Below are 14,987 nucleotides of genomic sequence, written 5' to 3' on the forward strand. Positions count from 1 at the left end.
TCGCCGATCCGGGGACAGGGTGTTGGATGAGGGAAAGCCGGGGACCGGCCGTCCTTCGGGGAGTGCAGTCCTTGCGGATCAGCTATTCGGCAGCTGCAGCTTCCGGCGCAGATGCGCCTTCTTCTGCGGCACGCTTCTCCTGCAGTGCGGCCGCGAGACGTGCGACCTGCGATGCGGGAGCGTTGAACAGGCCTGCGGCCTTTGCCAGGTTGCCCTTCATCGCACCGGCCAACTTGGCCAGCAGAACCTCGCGGGATTCGAGATCCGCGATCCTGTTGACCTCGTCCACGGACAGCGCGCGGCCGTCCATGTAGCCGCCCTTGATGACGAGCGCCTTGTTGTCCTTGGCGAACTGCTTGATCGCCTTGGCAGCGTCGACCGGCTCACCATCGATGAACGCGATGGCGGTCGGACCGACGAACAAGTCGTCGAGGCCTTCGATGCCCGCATCAGCTGCGGCACGCTTGACCAGGGTGTTCTTGGCGACGGAGTACGTAGCTCCGGCACCGAGGGCCCGACGGAGCTCCGTCAGACGGGTGACCGACAGTCCACGGTATTCCGTGACGACTGCCGCCGTGGCGCCCTTGAACTGCTCGGAGATCTCCGCTACTGCGGATACCTTCTCAGCCTTTGCCATACTTCGCCTCCTCTCGTTACTTCGAGTCGGCCTGGCCCGGAAAAGACGAAACGCCCCGGTGCAGGGCACACGGGGCGTGAGAATGCATGCAGGGCAAGCCTGCACGGATTCCTGGTCCTCGGTCCTCCTGCGTGGGTCGCCGGCTCGGCCGGACCTTCAATCGCCTTCTCCGGAGAGCGGACGATGACCAACGGTCTTGGGTGGAACAGATCAGGTGGAACCCACACGAGGTGAGGTCCGTCGAGAAGAGTACCCCGGGGTCGTACAGCAGCCCAAATCACCGCTGCCGAGGCTCCCGAGGTTGGAACACCGGCCGCGCGGGAACACCACGAGCATGGCCAACTACCGCGTACTCGACCCCACCGGATCCGTAGTCGACACGAAGGAGATCACCAACTCCACCGATGCCCACACCTGGTTCAAGGAGAGCAAGTCGGACGACGCCGAACTGGGATGGCGACTCGAAGTCGAACACGACGGCGAGTGGGCATTCTTCAGCGACAGCGAGGGCACACCCGAGGGCGGAAAGTAGATACCGCACCCTTTCGTGACATTCGACGACCGGTGAGCAGGCCGGTTGTCGAATGGCAGGGAATGGCGTGTTGTAGGGCGCCGGTCACGGTCATGAGGTTGACTCGACTGTCATGACGACGCGACCGGCCCATGCACTCGTGCAACCCGAGCTGGTCCCACTCCCTGCCGTACCCCTCGAGCCTTCTCGTCGTGACCCCTCCGGAGGCGCCGACGGTCGTGCGTGGGCGGAACTCGTCGCAGCTGCGCCGGAGTTCGCCCGTGTCCACATCGACCGCGGCGCCTCCGTCACGATGACCGACGGTGCGGTTCTGAGAGCCATCGTGATCTCGCCCGCCGATTCGTCCGGCCGCGCCGTGGACTCCCGCTTTCCCGTCGTCCTCAACATCACCCCGTACAACTCCGTGCTTCTCGACTCCGTCGACGCGGTGCTCGCCGCTCCGGTGATCGGCCGGGCGCTGCGGTCGGCCTCGCGTGCCGTGGACTTCACCGGCACTCCGTTCGACGGGATCTCCGAGATCACCCGCGTGATCGCGGGCGGCGCCGCCGACCTTCTGACGGTCAACCGCCTGCTGGTACGCAGCGGGTACGTCCAGGTGATCGTCGACGCGCGTGGAACGGGCTCGTCGAGCGGCGTCTGGGACACCCTCGGGCCCCGCGAGCAACTGGACACCCTGGAGATCCTCGAGTGGATCCGTCAGTCGTCGTGGTGTGACGGCCGCGTCGGGATGGCCGGAATCTCCTACTCCGCGATCAACTCGCTGCAGGCCGCGTCCGCAGGGTCCGCCGGGCCGGACGCGGTGTTCGCCGTAGAAGGGTCCGAGGACATCGTCCGGGAGATCTTCGCGACCGGCGGCGCTCCGTCCCTGTTCATCCCGCTGTGGCTCACCGCGGTCAACACTCTCAAGTGGGTTCCGACACCGCGGCTGCTCGCACGGGGCGGCCGAGCGTGGCTCGCGGACCGATTGCGTTCTCCCGCAACCAATATCAGCAATCTGGTGAACGGCTTCCTCACCGGGTCCGACCCACGGATCTACGACGACCCGTCCTTCGACACCATCGACCCGCGCATCGAGGACATCTCCGTCCCCACCTTCCTGTACGGGTGCTGGCACGACATCTTCGGCGGCGCCGCCCCCGACATGTACAACCGGCTGACCGTGGAGCGCGGCCGCAAGCAACTCCTCGTCGGCGACGGATACCACGGCAATCCGGGCATCGGTTTCGGGGAACCGGGGTTCCCACCGCGTCTCGACGTGCTCGAACGAGCATGGTTCGACAAGTGGCTGCGCGGCATCGACAACGGCATCGACCGCTACGGCCCGGTGACGCTGCGTCAGCAGGGCGGCGGATGGGAGGCCCACGGCCGGTTCCCGGCGCCCGCCGCCGTGCCTCGGCGCCTCTACCTGAGCGCCGACTCGTCCGGGACCGCATCACACAGCCGGCACGACGGATCTCTGCACTTCGAGGCGCCGACCGACACGGCGCGGTTGACGGTGAAACCGGGGTTCCGCACCGTCGTCTCTCGCGACACCACGCAGGTCCTGGCCGGTGTGCCCGCGGTGCTCGGCGGAGGATTCACCTACGACAACCGGTTCGCGGAGGGCGACGCACTGACGTTCACCACACCACCCGTCGTCGACACGGTCGTCTACTCGGGACCGGCCAACGTCCACCTCCGGACCGTCTCGCGCGCCCGTGAGGCGATGTGGGCGGTGATGCTGTGCGACGTCGCCCCCGACGGAACACCGACCGTCCTGACCAACGGCGCGCTGCTCGCCTCCCGTCGCGCCATCGACGACGACGCGAGCACCCTCACGGACGACGGCGACTACCTCGTCGCCCATCACCCGTTGACCCGCGAATCCCTGCTTCCGGTGGTCCCTGGGGACAGCATCGTCCTGGACATCGAACTACTGTCGACGGAAGCTGTCCTGCACCCCGGACACCGCCTGAGGCTCGACATCTTCGCAGCCGATGCACCGCGTTTCGTACCGATACTCCCCGACCGCCTCCGCACCCGGTGGCGCGCACAGGACGTCGCGATCGATCCGGAGAACCCCAGTTTCATCACGTTGCCGCTGCTCGGTGAGCCCGGCTGGTAAGGAAATGAGAGAACCATGACCGAAGGACGCCACGCCGATTCGGACGTCGACGTACGAGTCGGCACAGCGCAGGTGGGCGACATCGAGATCGCCTACGAGGACATGGGCGACGTGAACGACCCGCCCGTCCTGCTCGTCATGGGCCTGGGTTGCCAGCTGTTGACCTGGTCGATGCCGTTCTGCCGCAAGCTCATCGATGCGGGCTACCGCGTCATCCGCTTCGACAACCGCGACATCGGACTGTCGAGCAAGATCGAGGGCGCCCGGGTCACCGGCAACCCCCTCCTCCGCCTGATCCGCCACGAACTGGGGCGACCCAGCACGGTTCCGTACACCGTCGTCGACATGGCCGGCGACGCCGTCGGTCTCCTCGACCACCTGGGCATCGACAAGGCTCACATCGTCGGCGCGTCGATGGGCGGCATGATCACGCAGGTGGTCGCCGGGCAGCACCCCGACCGCATCCTGTCGGTGTCGATCCTGTTCTCGAGCACCAACGAGCCGTTCCTCCCGCCGCCGGACATCCGCGCCCTCGCCCCGCTACTGAAGCCGCCGCCCAAGAACGCCACGCGGCAGCAGATCATCGAGCACCAGGCGACCACGTTCCAGACGATCGGCAGCAAGCAGTTCCCCACCACCCGCGAGGAGCGCGTCGCCGACGCCACCGAGGCATACGACCGCGGCTACTACCCCGCGGGCATCGTGCGCCAACTCGCCGCCATCACGGGAACGGGCAGCCTGGCGAAGTACGCGAAACGGATCACCGCCCCGACCGTCGTCATCCACGGGACAGCCGATCCTCTCGTCCGGCCGGCCGGTGGCAAGGCCATCGCGAAGGCTGTGAAGGGCTCCACACTCGTGCTCGTGGACGGCATGGCTCACGACATCCCCAATGCCCTCGTCGACCGAGTCATCGGGGCGATCCTGGAGAACACCGCCAAGGCCTGAGCCTGGCGGGCCCGACAACGCGAAAGGCCGGTACCCCTCACGGGATACCGGCCTTTCGTGGCTACGGAGACGAATCAGGCGTTCGCGTCGTCCTCGAGGAGGTTGCGAGTACGGTTCGGGTCCACCGGGATGCCCGGTCCGGTGGTGGTCGAGACCGTGATCTTCTTGACGTAACGGCCCTTCGCCGACGACGGCTTCGCACGCAGGATCTCGTCCAGCGCAGCGCCGTAGTTCTCCACCAGCTTGGCGTCGTCGAACGATGCCTTGCCGATGACGAAGTGCAGGTTGGCCTGCTTGTCGACGCGGAAGTTGATCTTGCCGCCCTTGATGTCGTTGACAGCCTTGGTCACGTCGTTGGTGACCGTGCCCGTTTTCGGGTTCGGCATCAGGCCACGCGGTCCGAGAACGCGGGCGATGCGGCCGACCTTGGCCATCTGGTCAGGGGTGGCGATCGCAGCGTCGAAGTCGAGCCATCCGCCCTGGATCCGCTCGATCAGGTCCTCTGCGCCGACCTCGTCCGCGCCAGCTGCGACAGCCTCGTCGGCCTTCGCACCTGCGGCGAAGACGATGACGCGGGCGGTCTTACCGGTGCCGTGGGGCAGGTTGACGGTGCCGCGCACCATCTGGTCCGCCTTGCGGGGATCGACGCCGAGACGCATCGCGACCTCGACGGTCGGATCGAACTTGCTCGACGCCGTGTCGCGCGCCAGCTTGGCAGCGGCGAGCGGGGAGTAGAGCTGGTCCTGGTCGATCTTCGCTGCTGCGGCCTCGTAGGCCTTGCTGCGCTTTGCCATGGTGATATCCGTTCGTTGTGTACGAGCGTGGTTGACGAGCCTGGCCGGCTCTCCCACGTAATGCTGGTCGGCTCAATCAGCCCTGGACTGTGATGCCCATCGAGCGAGCAGTACCGGCGATGATCTTCGCGGCCTGGTCGATGTCGTTGGCGTTCAGGTCCTCCGCCTTGGTCTTGGCGATCTCGCGCACCTGATCCATGGTCACCGTGGCGACCTTGGTCTTGTGCGGCTCGCCCGAACCCTTGGCGACGCCGGCTGCCTTGAGCAGCAGCTTGGCGGCGGGAGGCGTCTTCAGCTTGAAGTCGAAGGTCCGGTCTTCGTAGACCGAGATCTCCACCGGCACGACGTTTCCACGCTGCGACTCGGTCGCGGCGTTGTACGCCTTGCAGAACTCCATGATGTTGACACCGTGCTGGCCGAGGGCGGGGCCCACGGGAGGTGCCGGGTTGGCCTGACCGGCCTGGATCTGAAGCTTGATGATCCCGGCTAGCTTCTTCTTCTTGGGGGGCATCTGTAATTCCTAGGTTGTTGCGTGATTCTCGGATTTCTTGCGGTACGGCTGCAAGTTTCGGGGAGGTCGCGGATCCTTGACTCCTCGACGCCGGAAGGCGTCGGAGCTAGATCTTGGAGACCTGGGTGAAGCCCAACTCGACCGGTGTCTCACGGCCGAAGATGGACACCAGCACCTTGAGCTTCTGCTGCTCGGCGTTGACCTCGCTGATGCTGGCGGGGAGCGTCGCGAACGGTCCGTCCATGACGGTGACCGACTCGCCGACCTCGAAGTCGACCTCGATGGTCGGCTTCGACGACGTGTCGCCACCGGTCTCGCCGGACGTGCCGGCTCCCGCGGTGGCCTTCTTCTTGTCCTCCTGCGGCATGAGGAACTTCACGACCTCGTTGATGGTCAACGGGGACGGACGCGAGGTGGCACCGACGAATCCGGTGACGCCGGGGGTGTTGCGGACCGCACCCCAGGACTCGTCGTTGAGTTCCATGCGCACCAGGATGTATCCGGGCAGAACCTTGCGGTTGACCTGCTTGCGCTGGCCGTTCTTGATCTCGGTGACCTCTTCGGTGGGAACTTCCACCTGGAAGATGTAGTCACCGACATCGAGGTTCTGGACACGGGTCTCGAGGTTGGTCTTCACCTTGTTCTCGTATCCGGCGTACGAGTGGATGACGTACCAGTCGCCGGGCGCGCGTCGGAGCGCAGCCTTCATCTCGGCGACGGGGTCGACGGGCTCTGCATCGATGGGGGCGTCGTCCGCGACGACTGCATCCTCGGTGTCGGCAGCCTCGGCGGCGTCGGTGTCGACGTCCTGGCCGGTTGCTGCTGCCACGTCGGCCGCGATGGCCTCGTCGGTCTCGCGGTCCTGTGCGGCCTGCTCCGCTTCGAGGCCCTGCTTGGTCGCCTCGACCTGAGCGTCGTAGGCGGCCACTTCGGTGGCGTCGTTATGGGGCGTGCTCACGAAAGGCACTCGCTTCCTGTATTCGTTCCGGTCGTTCTCGGGCGGTCGTCGTCGTGCAGGTCCGGCATCAGCCGAACAGCCACTGGACTCCCTTGATGAACGCCAGGTCCAGCCCACTGATGTAGGCCACCATGAACGTCACGAACACCAACACCACTGCGGTGTAGGTGACCATCTGCTTGCGGTTGGGCCAGATCACCTTGCGCAGCTCGGCGACGACCTCGCGCAGGAACTTCCGCAGGCGCTTGAAGACGTTCATCTTCGGCGTCGCTTCGGCCCGTGTGCGACCGGCCACGCGTGACGCGGTGGCCACCGACTTCCCGGCAGTGGTGTTCGACGGCGACGAGTCGCCGGCGGGACGTGATCGACGTGCCGCACGCTTACCGGACGGACGAGCCGCGGAGTCACCGTTCCCGGCAGCACTGCCGGCGTCGACTGCGTCGCCCCCGGCGAGGTCCTCGGACCCGTCGGAGCTGCTGTCGCGCGGATCGCTCACGAACGTTCCTCTCGGTCATCGGCAGGGCTGCACGCCAGGATGTCTACGCGTGAAGGTCTTCTGCACTCGGTTGATCTGCGCCGCGATCCGGACGAGGAACGTCCGGACGTGGCAGGGGCGACAGGACTTGAACCTGCAACCTACGGTTTTGGAGACCGTTGCTCTACCAATTGAGCTACGCCCCTTCGACCCGGCCGGAGCCGGTTCGACCCGTGGACGGACAGCGCAGAGCGCCGTACGACCGACGGAAATCTCAGTGTACTGCACACGGGGACACCCCCGAAATCAGCAGACGAGGAACGCCGTCTCAGCCCAACCGAACGGTGGCGACAGCGCGACCGAAGATCTTCTTCCCCGCCGACTTCGCGGTGATCGCGACGACGGCCGTGCGCGCCTCGACGTCCACGGACTTGATCTTGCCGGTGAAGTCGACCTTCGACGCTTCCGTCTCCTTCACCAGCACAGGACTGGTGAAGCGCACGTTGTACTCGGTGATCGCACCGGGATCGCCCGACCAGTCCGTGACGAATCCCGCGCCCAGACCCATGGTCAACATGCCGTGCGCGACGACGTCGGACAGGCCTGCCAGCGTCCGCGCGACAGGATCGCTCCAGTGGATGGGATTGGGGTCTCCGGAGACGCCCGAGTAGTTCACCAGATCGCCGCGCGTGAGCTCGTAGGTCCGGGACGGGAGATCCTGACCGACCGCGACCTCGTCGAAATGTCTACGCGTCATGCTTCATCACACCTTTCGCCATGTCGAGAGCATCCTGATCGCTCCCACCGCCGCTGCGTGCCACCAATGTCGTCCACGACGTCATCACCTCGTCGCCGGCCTCGTCGGTCACGATGTTCTTCGTGATGATGATGTCGCTGCCGCCCATCTGACGGAACGAGTCCAGACTCACGTCGACGGTCAGACGGTCTCCCGCGACGATCGGACGGTGGAACTCGAGCCGCTGATCCGCCTGCATGATCTGCGACAGGTCGTACCCGGTGATGACCTCGTCGAACATCGCCTTCTGCGCGATGATCCCGACGACGGAGATGAAGGTGGCCGGCGCCACCAGGTGCTCGTACCCGAGCTCGGCTGCGGCGTCCTCCGAGATGTGGGCCGGGTGATCGTTCTGCACGGCCCGGGAGTACTCACGGACCTTCTCGCGACCGATCTCGTAGAAGTCGGGCATGCGGTAGTGATGGCCGACCTTGCTGGCCGTGTGCGCTGCCGGATCGACCGGACGACCTGCACCCGACTCCGTGGACACTGCTTCGATGGACGCTGTGGCGGTCACGTCGATTTCCCCCCCGAGGATGATGAGGAACTCACCACGGGCGACTGCGGGCGTCGGCCGACAGCGATCCTGACGGCCCCGCCGATTTCCCTGACGGGTCTGTCGGGCGAGTTCGAGAACAATGGTGTCGAGACGATCGGATTCGAGATCGCCACGGCGGAGTTCGGATCACCGGCGCCGAAGCGGACTGCGCCCGAACATGCGTCAGCGCTGCCACGCCCCGTGGGGTGTGGCAGCGCCGAGGTGCGAACGATCAGCGAGATTCGCGGTGCGAGCGGTGAGTTCCGCAGTTCGGGCAGAACTTCTTGATCTCGAGGCGATCGGGATCGTTGCGGCGATTCTTCTTGGTGATGTAGTTACGGTGCTTGCACACCTCGCACGCCAAGGTGATCTTGGGCCGAACGTCAGTGGAGGAGGCCACGTCGATGCCTGCTTTCGGTAGAACGTTGATGCGGGTGCTGCGCAGGTCGTGGAGTACCGGACCCCGCTGCGCGCAGCAGCGGCGGAGTCCCTGTCGAGTAGCGATGGCCGGACTTGAACCGGCGACACAACGATTATGAGTCGTTTGCTCTACCGACTGAGCTACACCGCCTCGGTGCCGAACGCCGGCAGGCGCTCGGTCCCGCGAGCCCCCTAACGGAATCGAACCGTTGACCTTTTCCTTACCATGGAAACGCTCTACCGACTGAGCTAAGGGGGCAGGTTCGGCGCACGGCAGGCGTGCGTCGAAGCCTTCGAAGACATTACACAGTGCCGCAACTTCGCACCAAATTGGCTGGTCCAGACGTTGCGTTCGGCGTTTCGTCCTCGTTCTACGCGACGAACCCCGGCAAAGGTTCTCACCGGGGTCCGTCGGGTGTGGCAGATGTAGGATTCGAACCTACGTAGGCATAAGCCGACGGATTTACAGTCCGCTCCCATTGGCCGCTCGGGCAATCTGCCGTGATCGCACGACTCGGGCGAAGATTCTCGTGAGTCCGCGAGATTTCCCCTTCGAGGTGCGATAGGCAGAATACAACGACCGCACCCCCGGATTGCAAACCGGCAGGACGCGATACCGTCGTCGCAGTACCGATCGCTTATCCAGGAGGATTTCCCGTGGCCGATTCGTCGTTCGACGTCGTGAGCAAGGTCGACCGCCAGGAGGTCGACAACGCGCTGAACCAGGCGGGCAAGGAACTGGCGACACGCTTCGACTTCCGCAACACCGGGGCCTCCATCGAATGGTCCGGCGAGGAAGCCATCGTCATCACCGCCGACGCCGAGGAGCGCGCAGTCGCCGCGCTCGACGTGTTCAAGGAGAAGCTGATCCGCCGCGACATCTCGCTCAAGGCCTTCGACGCCGGCGAGCCCGTGCAGTCGGGCAAGACCTACAAGATCACCGGCACGCTGGTGCAGGGCATCACCACCGAGAACGCCAAGAAGATCTCGAAGAAGATCCGCGACGAGGGCCCCAAGGGCGTCAAGGCGCAGATCCAGGGCGAGGAACTGCGCGTCAGCAGCAAGAAGCGGGACGACCTGCAGGCCGTTCAGCAGCTCCTCAAGGGCGAGGACTTCGGCATCGCCCTGCAGTACGTCAACTACCGCTGACTCAGGTGTAGGGCCCGACCATGCGCTCGAGCCGGGCGATGCGCTCCTCCATCGGAGGATGTGTGGAGAAGAGCTTGCTCGCCCGGTCTCCCGCACGGAACGGGTTGGCGATCATCAGATGTGACTGCGCGGTCAACTGAGGCTCGGGGGGCAGTGGTGCCGCCTGAGTGCCGCTCTGCAGCTTCCGCAGCGCGGATGCCAGGGCCAGGGGGTCGCCGGTCAACTCGGCGCCCGACTGGTCCGCCTGGAACTCCCGCGAGCGGGACACCGCCAGCTTGACCAGCGACGCCGCGACGGGCCCCAGCATCGACACGAGCAGCAGGGCCAGCGGGTTGGCGCCCTGCCCGTTCCCGCGGCCGCCGAACATGTTGGCGAAGAAGGCGAAGTTGGCGAGCCCCGACACGACTGCCGCCATGGCACCGGCCACGGACGAGATCAGGATGTCCCGGTTGTAGACGTGCGAGAGCTCGTGGCCCAGCACCGCGCGCAGTTCACGCTGGTTCAGCAGCGCCAGGATTCCGGTGGTGCAGCACACCGCCGCGTTACGAGGATTGCGGCCCGTCGCGAACGCGTTCGGGGCGTTGGTGGGGCTGATGTACAGGCGAGGCATCGGCTGGTGCGCCGCAGTCGCGAGCTCGCGGACGACGGCGTAGATCTGCGGGTACTCGACCTCGGTGATGGGCTGCGCGTGCATCGACTTCAGCGCCAGCTTGTCGCTGTTGAAGTACGCGTACCCGTTCATCCCGACCGCGAACAGGACCGCGATCACGAGGATCGTCGAGTTCTGGAACAAGGCTCCGATGAAGACGATCAGCGCCGACATCCCGACCATCAGGCCGAACGTCTTCAGTCCGTTCGCGAACTTCATCGTCTTTCGCCGTACCTCTCGATATCAGGGTTCTCCCTGACAACGCACGAGGTGGCGCGGGTAGTTCCCGTCAGCTGATGCGGTCGACGGTGTATTGCACCAGCCGGCGGAGAGCGTCGTTCGCCGGTCCCTGCGGGAGAGCGTCGAGTTCGGTGAAGGCGCGCTGAGCGTAGGTGTCCAGCGTCGCGCGGGCCTGGCTCATACCCGGCGACCGGCTGAGCAGTTCGAGTGCTTCCGCGACGTCCGAGTCGTCCGTGACGGGGCCACGGAGCAGGTGCCGCAGGCGGTCGCCGTCGTCGCCCTCGGCGCGCAGTGCGAACAGCACGGGCAGGGTGTGGACGCCTTCGCGCAGGTCCGTTCCCGGCGTCTTCCCGCTTTCCGACGCGACGGACGAGATGTCGATGATGTCGTCGGAGATCTGGAAGGCGGTACCGACGGCGTCACCGAGCCGTTCGAGGCGCTCGATGTGCTCGGTGTCTCCGCCGGAGAACGTTCCACCGAAGCGGCCGCTGGTCGCGATGAGCGAGCCGGTCTTCTCCCACACCGTCGTCAGATAGTGATCGACCGGGTCCTGGTCGGGCTTGCTGCCGATCGTCTCGCGCATCTGGCCCGTGACCAGCGCCGCGAACGTCTCGGCGATGGTGCGCACCGCGGACGGCCCCAGCGTCGAGACCAGACGCGAGGCGTGGGCGAAGAGGTAGTCACCGGCGAGGATGGCGACGCTGTTGCCCCAGCGTGCGTTGGCACTCTCGACGCCGCGCCGCATGGCAGCTTCGTCCATCACGTCGTCGTGATAGAGCGTCGCGAGGTGCACCATCTCGAGGACGGTGGCCGCGGTGACGATGTCGGGACTGGACGCGTTGGGTCCGAGCTGCCCGGTCAGCACCGTGAACAGGGGGCGGAATCGCTTGCCGCCGGCCTTCGCGAGGTGCAGTGCGGCTTCTGTGAGGAAGTCCTCACCGTCGGACAACTCACGAACCAGGAGGTCTTCGATCTCCGCCATGGATGTGCGCACCGTCGCCGCGAAATCGGCATCTCCCAGGTCGACGCCCGCCACCACGGTCGAACTCGTCGTACCCGCACTCGTGTCGGTCACCGTGCCCGCACCCATTTCCGTCGTCCGATTGCCCACGCTGCGCCGCGCACGGCGCCCTGTCCGCCCCCAACCTATCCTGCCTGCAAGATGGAAGGATGACCGATGGACTCCGACAAGGTGTGACGCCGACGGCACACACGTCCGCCGCGCCCGACACCGCCGGCTCGGACCTGGTCACGGACGTTCTCGTCGTCGGTGCGGGCCCGGCGGGGAGCGCTGCCGCGGCGTGGGCCGTCCGCGGAGGGCGCGACACCGTGCTGGCCGACGCCGCCGTGTTCCCGCGGGACAAGACGTGCGGCGACGGTCTGACGCCGCGCGCCGTAGCCGAACTGGACCTCCTCGGACTCGGTGAGTGGTTGCGCTCCCGCGCGGTCAACCGCGGACTCCGCCTCACCGGCTTCGGCCAGGAACTGACGCTGCCCTGGCCGGGCGGCTCCCTCCCGGATGTCGGCAGCGCGGTCCCGCGGACCGAACTGGACGACCGCATCCGCCGCGTCGCCGTAGAGGCCGGCGCCACGATGGTCGAGGGCGCCAAGGCTGTCGACGTGGTGATGAGCGGTGACCGCGTGGCACAGGTGATCTTCGAGACGTCGACGGGACGAACGTCCGTCACGTGCCGGACACTGATCGTCGCCGACGGCGTGCGCTCCCCCCTGGGCAAGATCCTGGGCCGGACGTGGCATCGCGACACGGCCTTCGGCGTCGCGGCGCGGGCCTATGTCACGAGCGACCGCAGCGACGACGAGTGGATCACCTCGCACCTCGAACTGCGGGACGCGGGCGGTGTGCTGCAAGCCGGTTACGGGTGGGTCTTCCCGCTCGCGACGGGTGAGGTCAACGTCGGGGTCGGCACCCTCGCGACGTCGAAGCGTCCCGCCGCGGGAGCCCTGCGTCCGTTGCTGGATCTTTATGCATCGCAACGGGAGTCGGAGTGGGGTCTCACCGGCGGAGTCCAGCGCGTGCAGTCCGCGCTGCTTCCGATGGGCGGCGCCGTGTCCACGGTGGCGGGCCGCAACTGGGCCCTGATCGGCGACGCGGCCGCCTGCGTCAATCCTCTCAACGGAGAGGGAATCGACTACGGCCTCGAGGGCGGCAGACTGATCGCCGAGCACCTCGGCGACGCCGACCTGACGGAGGTCTGGCCCGCCGTTCTCCGGGAGCACTACGGGCAGAGTTTCTCCGTCGCCCGACGCCTGGCCGGGCTGCTCACCGTGCCGCGGTTCCTGCCCGCCACCGGACCGGTGGGCATGCGCTCACGCGCGATCATGACCGTGGCCGTGCGGGTGATGGGCAACCTGATCACCGACGCCGATCACGACGTCGTCGCGCGTGCGTGGCGCGCCGCCGGCACCGCGTCCGTGAAGGTCGACGACCGCCCGCCGTTCATGTGAGGTGACTAGCGACGGAAGGCGTAGACGACGGTGCCGTCGTCGAGGCGCACTCCCTCGCGGTCCCGGAAGCCGCACTCGAGTGTCGCGACGACCCGCTGCAGCAGCGGCACCCGCGCTTCGTCCCGCAGATCGGCGTGGACGGCAAGCGAGAGGTCGGCTCCGTAGAGCGCCAGGATGGCCTCCACCGAACCGGCGAGGGACGGATCCTTCGACTGGTAGAACGTGAACCGGTCGGCTTCCATCGTGTAGTCGCGCTCGTTGCCGCCGGCGAGAACGCTCACCCCGTATTCGACGAGGTACTCGACCATCCGGCGCTCGGTCGCGCCGAAGCCGATGGAGCGCTGATCGGGTGACAGGGTGTCGACGACGCGCTTGGTGTCCATGATCAGCAGGCCGAGGTCACCGGCATCGAGCAGGCCCAGGTCGGCGCGCATCGCATCGCGCAGCAGGCGCTGGATCTCGATGAGGAAACCGTGTTCGCGGTTCAGGCGTTCCACGGCCGGACCGGGCATGGCACCGGTGGTGGAGTAGGGCACCAGGACGCGGAGATCGAGCGACATCAGCATCTCGAGCAGCGGTGCGACGCGTTGACGGGCGACGACCACGGTGATGGTCGAGACCCGGAGGAGTTCGCGGTACGCGTCCTCGACGGCCTGTCGGCCGTCGTCGGGTTCGGAGCCGGCGGGAAGCTCGTCGTGCAACCCGGCACCGACGCCCGCCGTGCGGCGACGGACGGCCTCGATCCAGGCGGTCTGGAACGTCGTCAACGCGACGGAGAGTTCCTGGTACCGCTGGGTGACCTGGTCACGAACCAACGACGCCTCGACGCTGTCGCGCCCGGCGTCGTGGGTGAACTCGGAGCGGATAGTACGCAGTTCGCGTGCCCGGCGCGTCTCACGGGTGAGGTGCATCCGCGTGGTGCCGACGGCCCACCCCGCTCCTCCGGCAGCGACGGCCGATGCAGCGAGGGTCGCGTAAGGAAGCCAATCCGGAACAGGCATGCGCCAAATCATGCCGTATCAGCACGCTTGATCGAGACCTATGCGGACGTTTTGTGCATTTGTCAGTCGATCGGCTTCACAGCGCTGTGCAACGTAACTACGCCGCCTGTGAGGTTCCGCCACTGGACGCGTCCCCAACCGGCAGATCTCATACGACCGGCAAGCTCGGCCTGGTCGGGCCAGGCGCGGATCGACTCCGCCAAGTACACGTACGCATCCGGATTGCTGCTCACCGTCCGGGCCACGGCCGGGAGCGCCTTCATCAGGTACTCCATGTAGACGGTGCGGAACACCGGGAACACCGGCGTCGAGAACTCGCACACGACCAGGCGCCCACCCGGCTTCACGACGCGCAGGATCTCCCGGAGGCCGGCGTCGTGGTCGCTGACGTTGCGGAGTCCGAAGGAGATGGTGGCGGCGTCGAACACGTCGTCGCCGTACGGCAGGTGCATCGCATCGCCCGCGACCATCGGTACCTCGCGAGAGAGGCCGGCTCGGAGCATGCCCTTCGAGAAGTCGGTCGCGACGCACCATGCACCGGAGCGTCCCAGCTCCTCGGTGGACACACCGGTTCCGGCCGCGAGGTCGAGCACCGTCTCGCCGGAGCGCAGGCGCAGCGCGTCACGAGTCGCACGGCGCCACCCGCGGTCCTGCCCGAAGGACAGAACCGTGTTGGTCACGTCGTACCGCTTGGCGACTCCATCGAACATGGAGGCGACGTCGTGCGGTTTCTTGTCCAGTTGAGCTCTGGAGCCATGTGCTGCCACAC

General features: G+C 66.5%; 17 protein-coding genes and 4 tRNA genes. 5 read left to right on the forward strand and 16 right to left on the reverse strand.

Features of this window, described 5'->3' with window-relative positions; translation table 11 throughout:
- Window positions 1-82: 82 nt before the first annotated feature.
- The gene (rplJ, locus tag AC0IX4_RS06185) at window positions 83-637 is read right to left on the reverse strand and encodes a 50S ribosomal protein L10 (protein ID WP_042574052.1); all 555 of its coding nucleotides are present in this window, start codon (window positions 635-637) and stop codon (window positions 83-85) included.
- Between the two features lie 334 nt (window positions 638-971).
- On the opposite strand from rplJ, the gene AC0IX4_RS06190 reads away from it, so the two are divergent.
- The 3 genes from AC0IX4_RS06190 to AC0IX4_RS06200 all read left to right on the forward strand — a co-directional run bounded on the left by AC0IX4_RS06190 (window position 972) and on the right by AC0IX4_RS06200 (window position 4,221).
- Entirely contained in the window at window positions 972-1,169 is a 198-nt protein-coding gene (locus tag AC0IX4_RS06190; protein ID WP_042574053.1) for a hypothetical protein, read from the forward strand.
- Window positions 1,170-1,281: 112 nt separating this feature from the next.
- A complete protein-coding gene (locus AC0IX4_RS06195) occupies window positions 1,282-3,273 on the forward strand; it encodes a CocE/NonD family hydrolase (protein WP_471828429.1) in 1,992 nt (663 codons plus the stop codon).
- 15 nt (window positions 3,274-3,288) lie between these two features.
- A complete protein-coding gene (locus tag AC0IX4_RS06200) occupies window positions 3,289-4,221 on the forward strand; it encodes an alpha/beta fold hydrolase (RefSeq protein ID WP_082518409.1) in 933 nt (310 codons plus the stop codon).
- Window positions 4,222-4,295: 74 nt separating this feature from the next.
- Here the strand turns inward: AC0IX4_RS06200 and rplA are convergent, their stop codons facing one another.
- The 11 genes from rplA to AC0IX4_RS06255 all read right to left on the reverse strand — a co-directional run bounded on the left by rplA (window position 4,296) and on the right by AC0IX4_RS06255 (window position 9,214).
- Window positions 4,296-5,015 (reverse strand): 50S ribosomal protein L1, encoded by a 720-nt coding sequence (gene rplA / locus AC0IX4_RS06205; RefSeq protein ID WP_042574054.1) that lies wholly within the window; start codon window positions 5,013-5,015, stop codon window positions 4,296-4,298.
- 76 nt (window positions 5,016-5,091) lie between these two features.
- Complete coding sequence (gene rplK / locus AC0IX4_RS06210) at window positions 5,092-5,526, reverse strand: 50S ribosomal protein L11 (RefSeq protein ID WP_042574055.1); 435 nt, start codon at window positions 5,524-5,526, stop codon at window positions 5,092-5,094.
- 106 nt (window positions 5,527-5,632) lie between these two features.
- The gene (nusG, locus tag AC0IX4_RS06215; protein ID WP_042574056.1) at window positions 5,633-6,484 is read right to left on the reverse strand and encodes a transcription termination/antitermination protein NusG; all 852 of its coding nucleotides are present in this window, start codon (window positions 6,482-6,484) and stop codon (window positions 5,633-5,635) included.
- A 67-nt stretch (window positions 6,485-6,551) separates the two neighbouring features.
- On the reverse strand, window positions 6,552-6,980 hold the full coding sequence (gene secE / locus AC0IX4_RS06220; RefSeq protein ID WP_042574057.1) for a preprotein translocase subunit SecE: 429 nt from the start codon (window positions 6,978-6,980) through the stop codon (window positions 6,552-6,554).
- A 109-nt stretch (window positions 6,981-7,089) separates the two neighbouring features.
- Window positions 7,090-7,165, reverse strand: a tRNA-Trp gene (locus AC0IX4_RS06225).
- 122 nt (window positions 7,166-7,287) lie between these two features.
- Window positions 7,288-7,716 (reverse strand): (3R)-hydroxyacyl-ACP dehydratase subunit HadB, encoded by a 429-nt coding sequence (gene hadB / locus AC0IX4_RS06230; RefSeq protein WP_056073830.1) that lies wholly within the window; start codon window positions 7,714-7,716, stop codon window positions 7,288-7,290.
- A complete protein-coding gene (hadA, locus tag AC0IX4_RS06235; protein ID WP_042574059.1) occupies window positions 7,706-8,272 on the reverse strand; it encodes a (3R)-hydroxyacyl-ACP dehydratase subunit HadA in 567 nt (188 codons plus the stop codon). Before hadA ends, hadB begins: the two co-directional genes overlap by 11 nt.
- A 253-nt stretch (window positions 8,273-8,525) precedes the next feature.
- The gene (rpmG, locus tag AC0IX4_RS06240) at window positions 8,526-8,693 is read right to left on the reverse strand and encodes a 50S ribosomal protein L33 (RefSeq protein ID WP_042574060.1); all 168 of its coding nucleotides are present in this window, start codon (window positions 8,691-8,693) and stop codon (window positions 8,526-8,528) included.
- A gap of 98 nt (window positions 8,694-8,791) precedes the next feature.
- Window positions 8,792-8,864, reverse strand: a tRNA-Met gene (locus AC0IX4_RS06245).
- Between the two features lie 35 nt (window positions 8,865-8,899).
- Window positions 8,900-8,972 (reverse strand) — tRNA-Thr (locus tag AC0IX4_RS06250).
- A 159-nt stretch (window positions 8,973-9,131) separates the two neighbouring features.
- Window positions 9,132-9,214 (reverse strand) — tRNA-Tyr (locus tag AC0IX4_RS06255).
- 156 nt (window positions 9,215-9,370) lie between these two features.
- Here AC0IX4_RS06255 and AC0IX4_RS06260 point away from each other — a divergent pair.
- Window positions 9,371-9,862, forward strand: a complete 492-nt coding sequence (locus AC0IX4_RS06260) for a YajQ family cyclic di-GMP-binding protein (RefSeq protein ID WP_471828430.1) — start codon at window positions 9,371-9,373, stop codon at window positions 9,860-9,862.
- A gap of 1 nt (window position 9,863) precedes the next feature.
- Here AC0IX4_RS06260 and htpX read toward each other — a convergent pair whose 3' ends face one another.
- Both htpX and AC0IX4_RS06270 read right to left on the reverse strand, forming a co-directional pair.
- A complete protein-coding gene (gene htpX, locus AC0IX4_RS06265) occupies window positions 9,864-10,730 on the reverse strand; it encodes a zinc metalloprotease HtpX (protein ID WP_471828431.1) in 867 nt (288 codons plus the stop codon).
- Window positions 10,731-10,800: 70 nt separating this feature from the next.
- Entirely contained in the window at window positions 10,801-11,841 is a 1,041-nt protein-coding gene (locus tag AC0IX4_RS06270; RefSeq protein ID WP_056073833.1) for a polyprenyl synthetase family protein, read from the reverse strand.
- An 80-nt stretch (window positions 11,842-11,921) separates the two neighbouring features.
- Between AC0IX4_RS06270 and AC0IX4_RS06275 the strand changes: the two genes are divergently transcribed.
- Window positions 11,922-13,217 (forward strand): geranylgeranyl reductase family protein, encoded by a 1,296-nt coding sequence (locus tag AC0IX4_RS06275; RefSeq protein WP_471828432.1) that lies wholly within the window; start codon window positions 11,922-11,924, stop codon window positions 13,215-13,217.
- Between the two features lie 5 nt (window positions 13,218-13,222).
- Here AC0IX4_RS06275 and AC0IX4_RS06280 read toward each other — a convergent pair whose 3' ends face one another.
- Together AC0IX4_RS06280 and AC0IX4_RS06285 are read right to left on the reverse strand one after the other, a co-directional pair.
- On the reverse strand, window positions 13,223-14,218 hold the full coding sequence (locus tag AC0IX4_RS06280; RefSeq protein ID WP_042574065.1) for a hypothetical protein: 996 nt from the start codon (window positions 14,216-14,218) through the stop codon (window positions 13,223-13,225).
- A 62-nt stretch (window positions 14,219-14,280) separates the two neighbouring features.
- The gene (locus AC0IX4_RS06285) at window positions 14,281-14,985 is read right to left on the reverse strand and encodes a demethylmenaquinone methyltransferase (protein ID WP_082042977.1); all 705 of its coding nucleotides are present in this window, start codon (window positions 14,983-14,985) and stop codon (window positions 14,281-14,283) included.
- Window positions 14,986-14,987: the final 2 nt, after the last annotated feature.

The organism is Rhodococcus sp. AC861 (genome assembly GCF_979256035.1).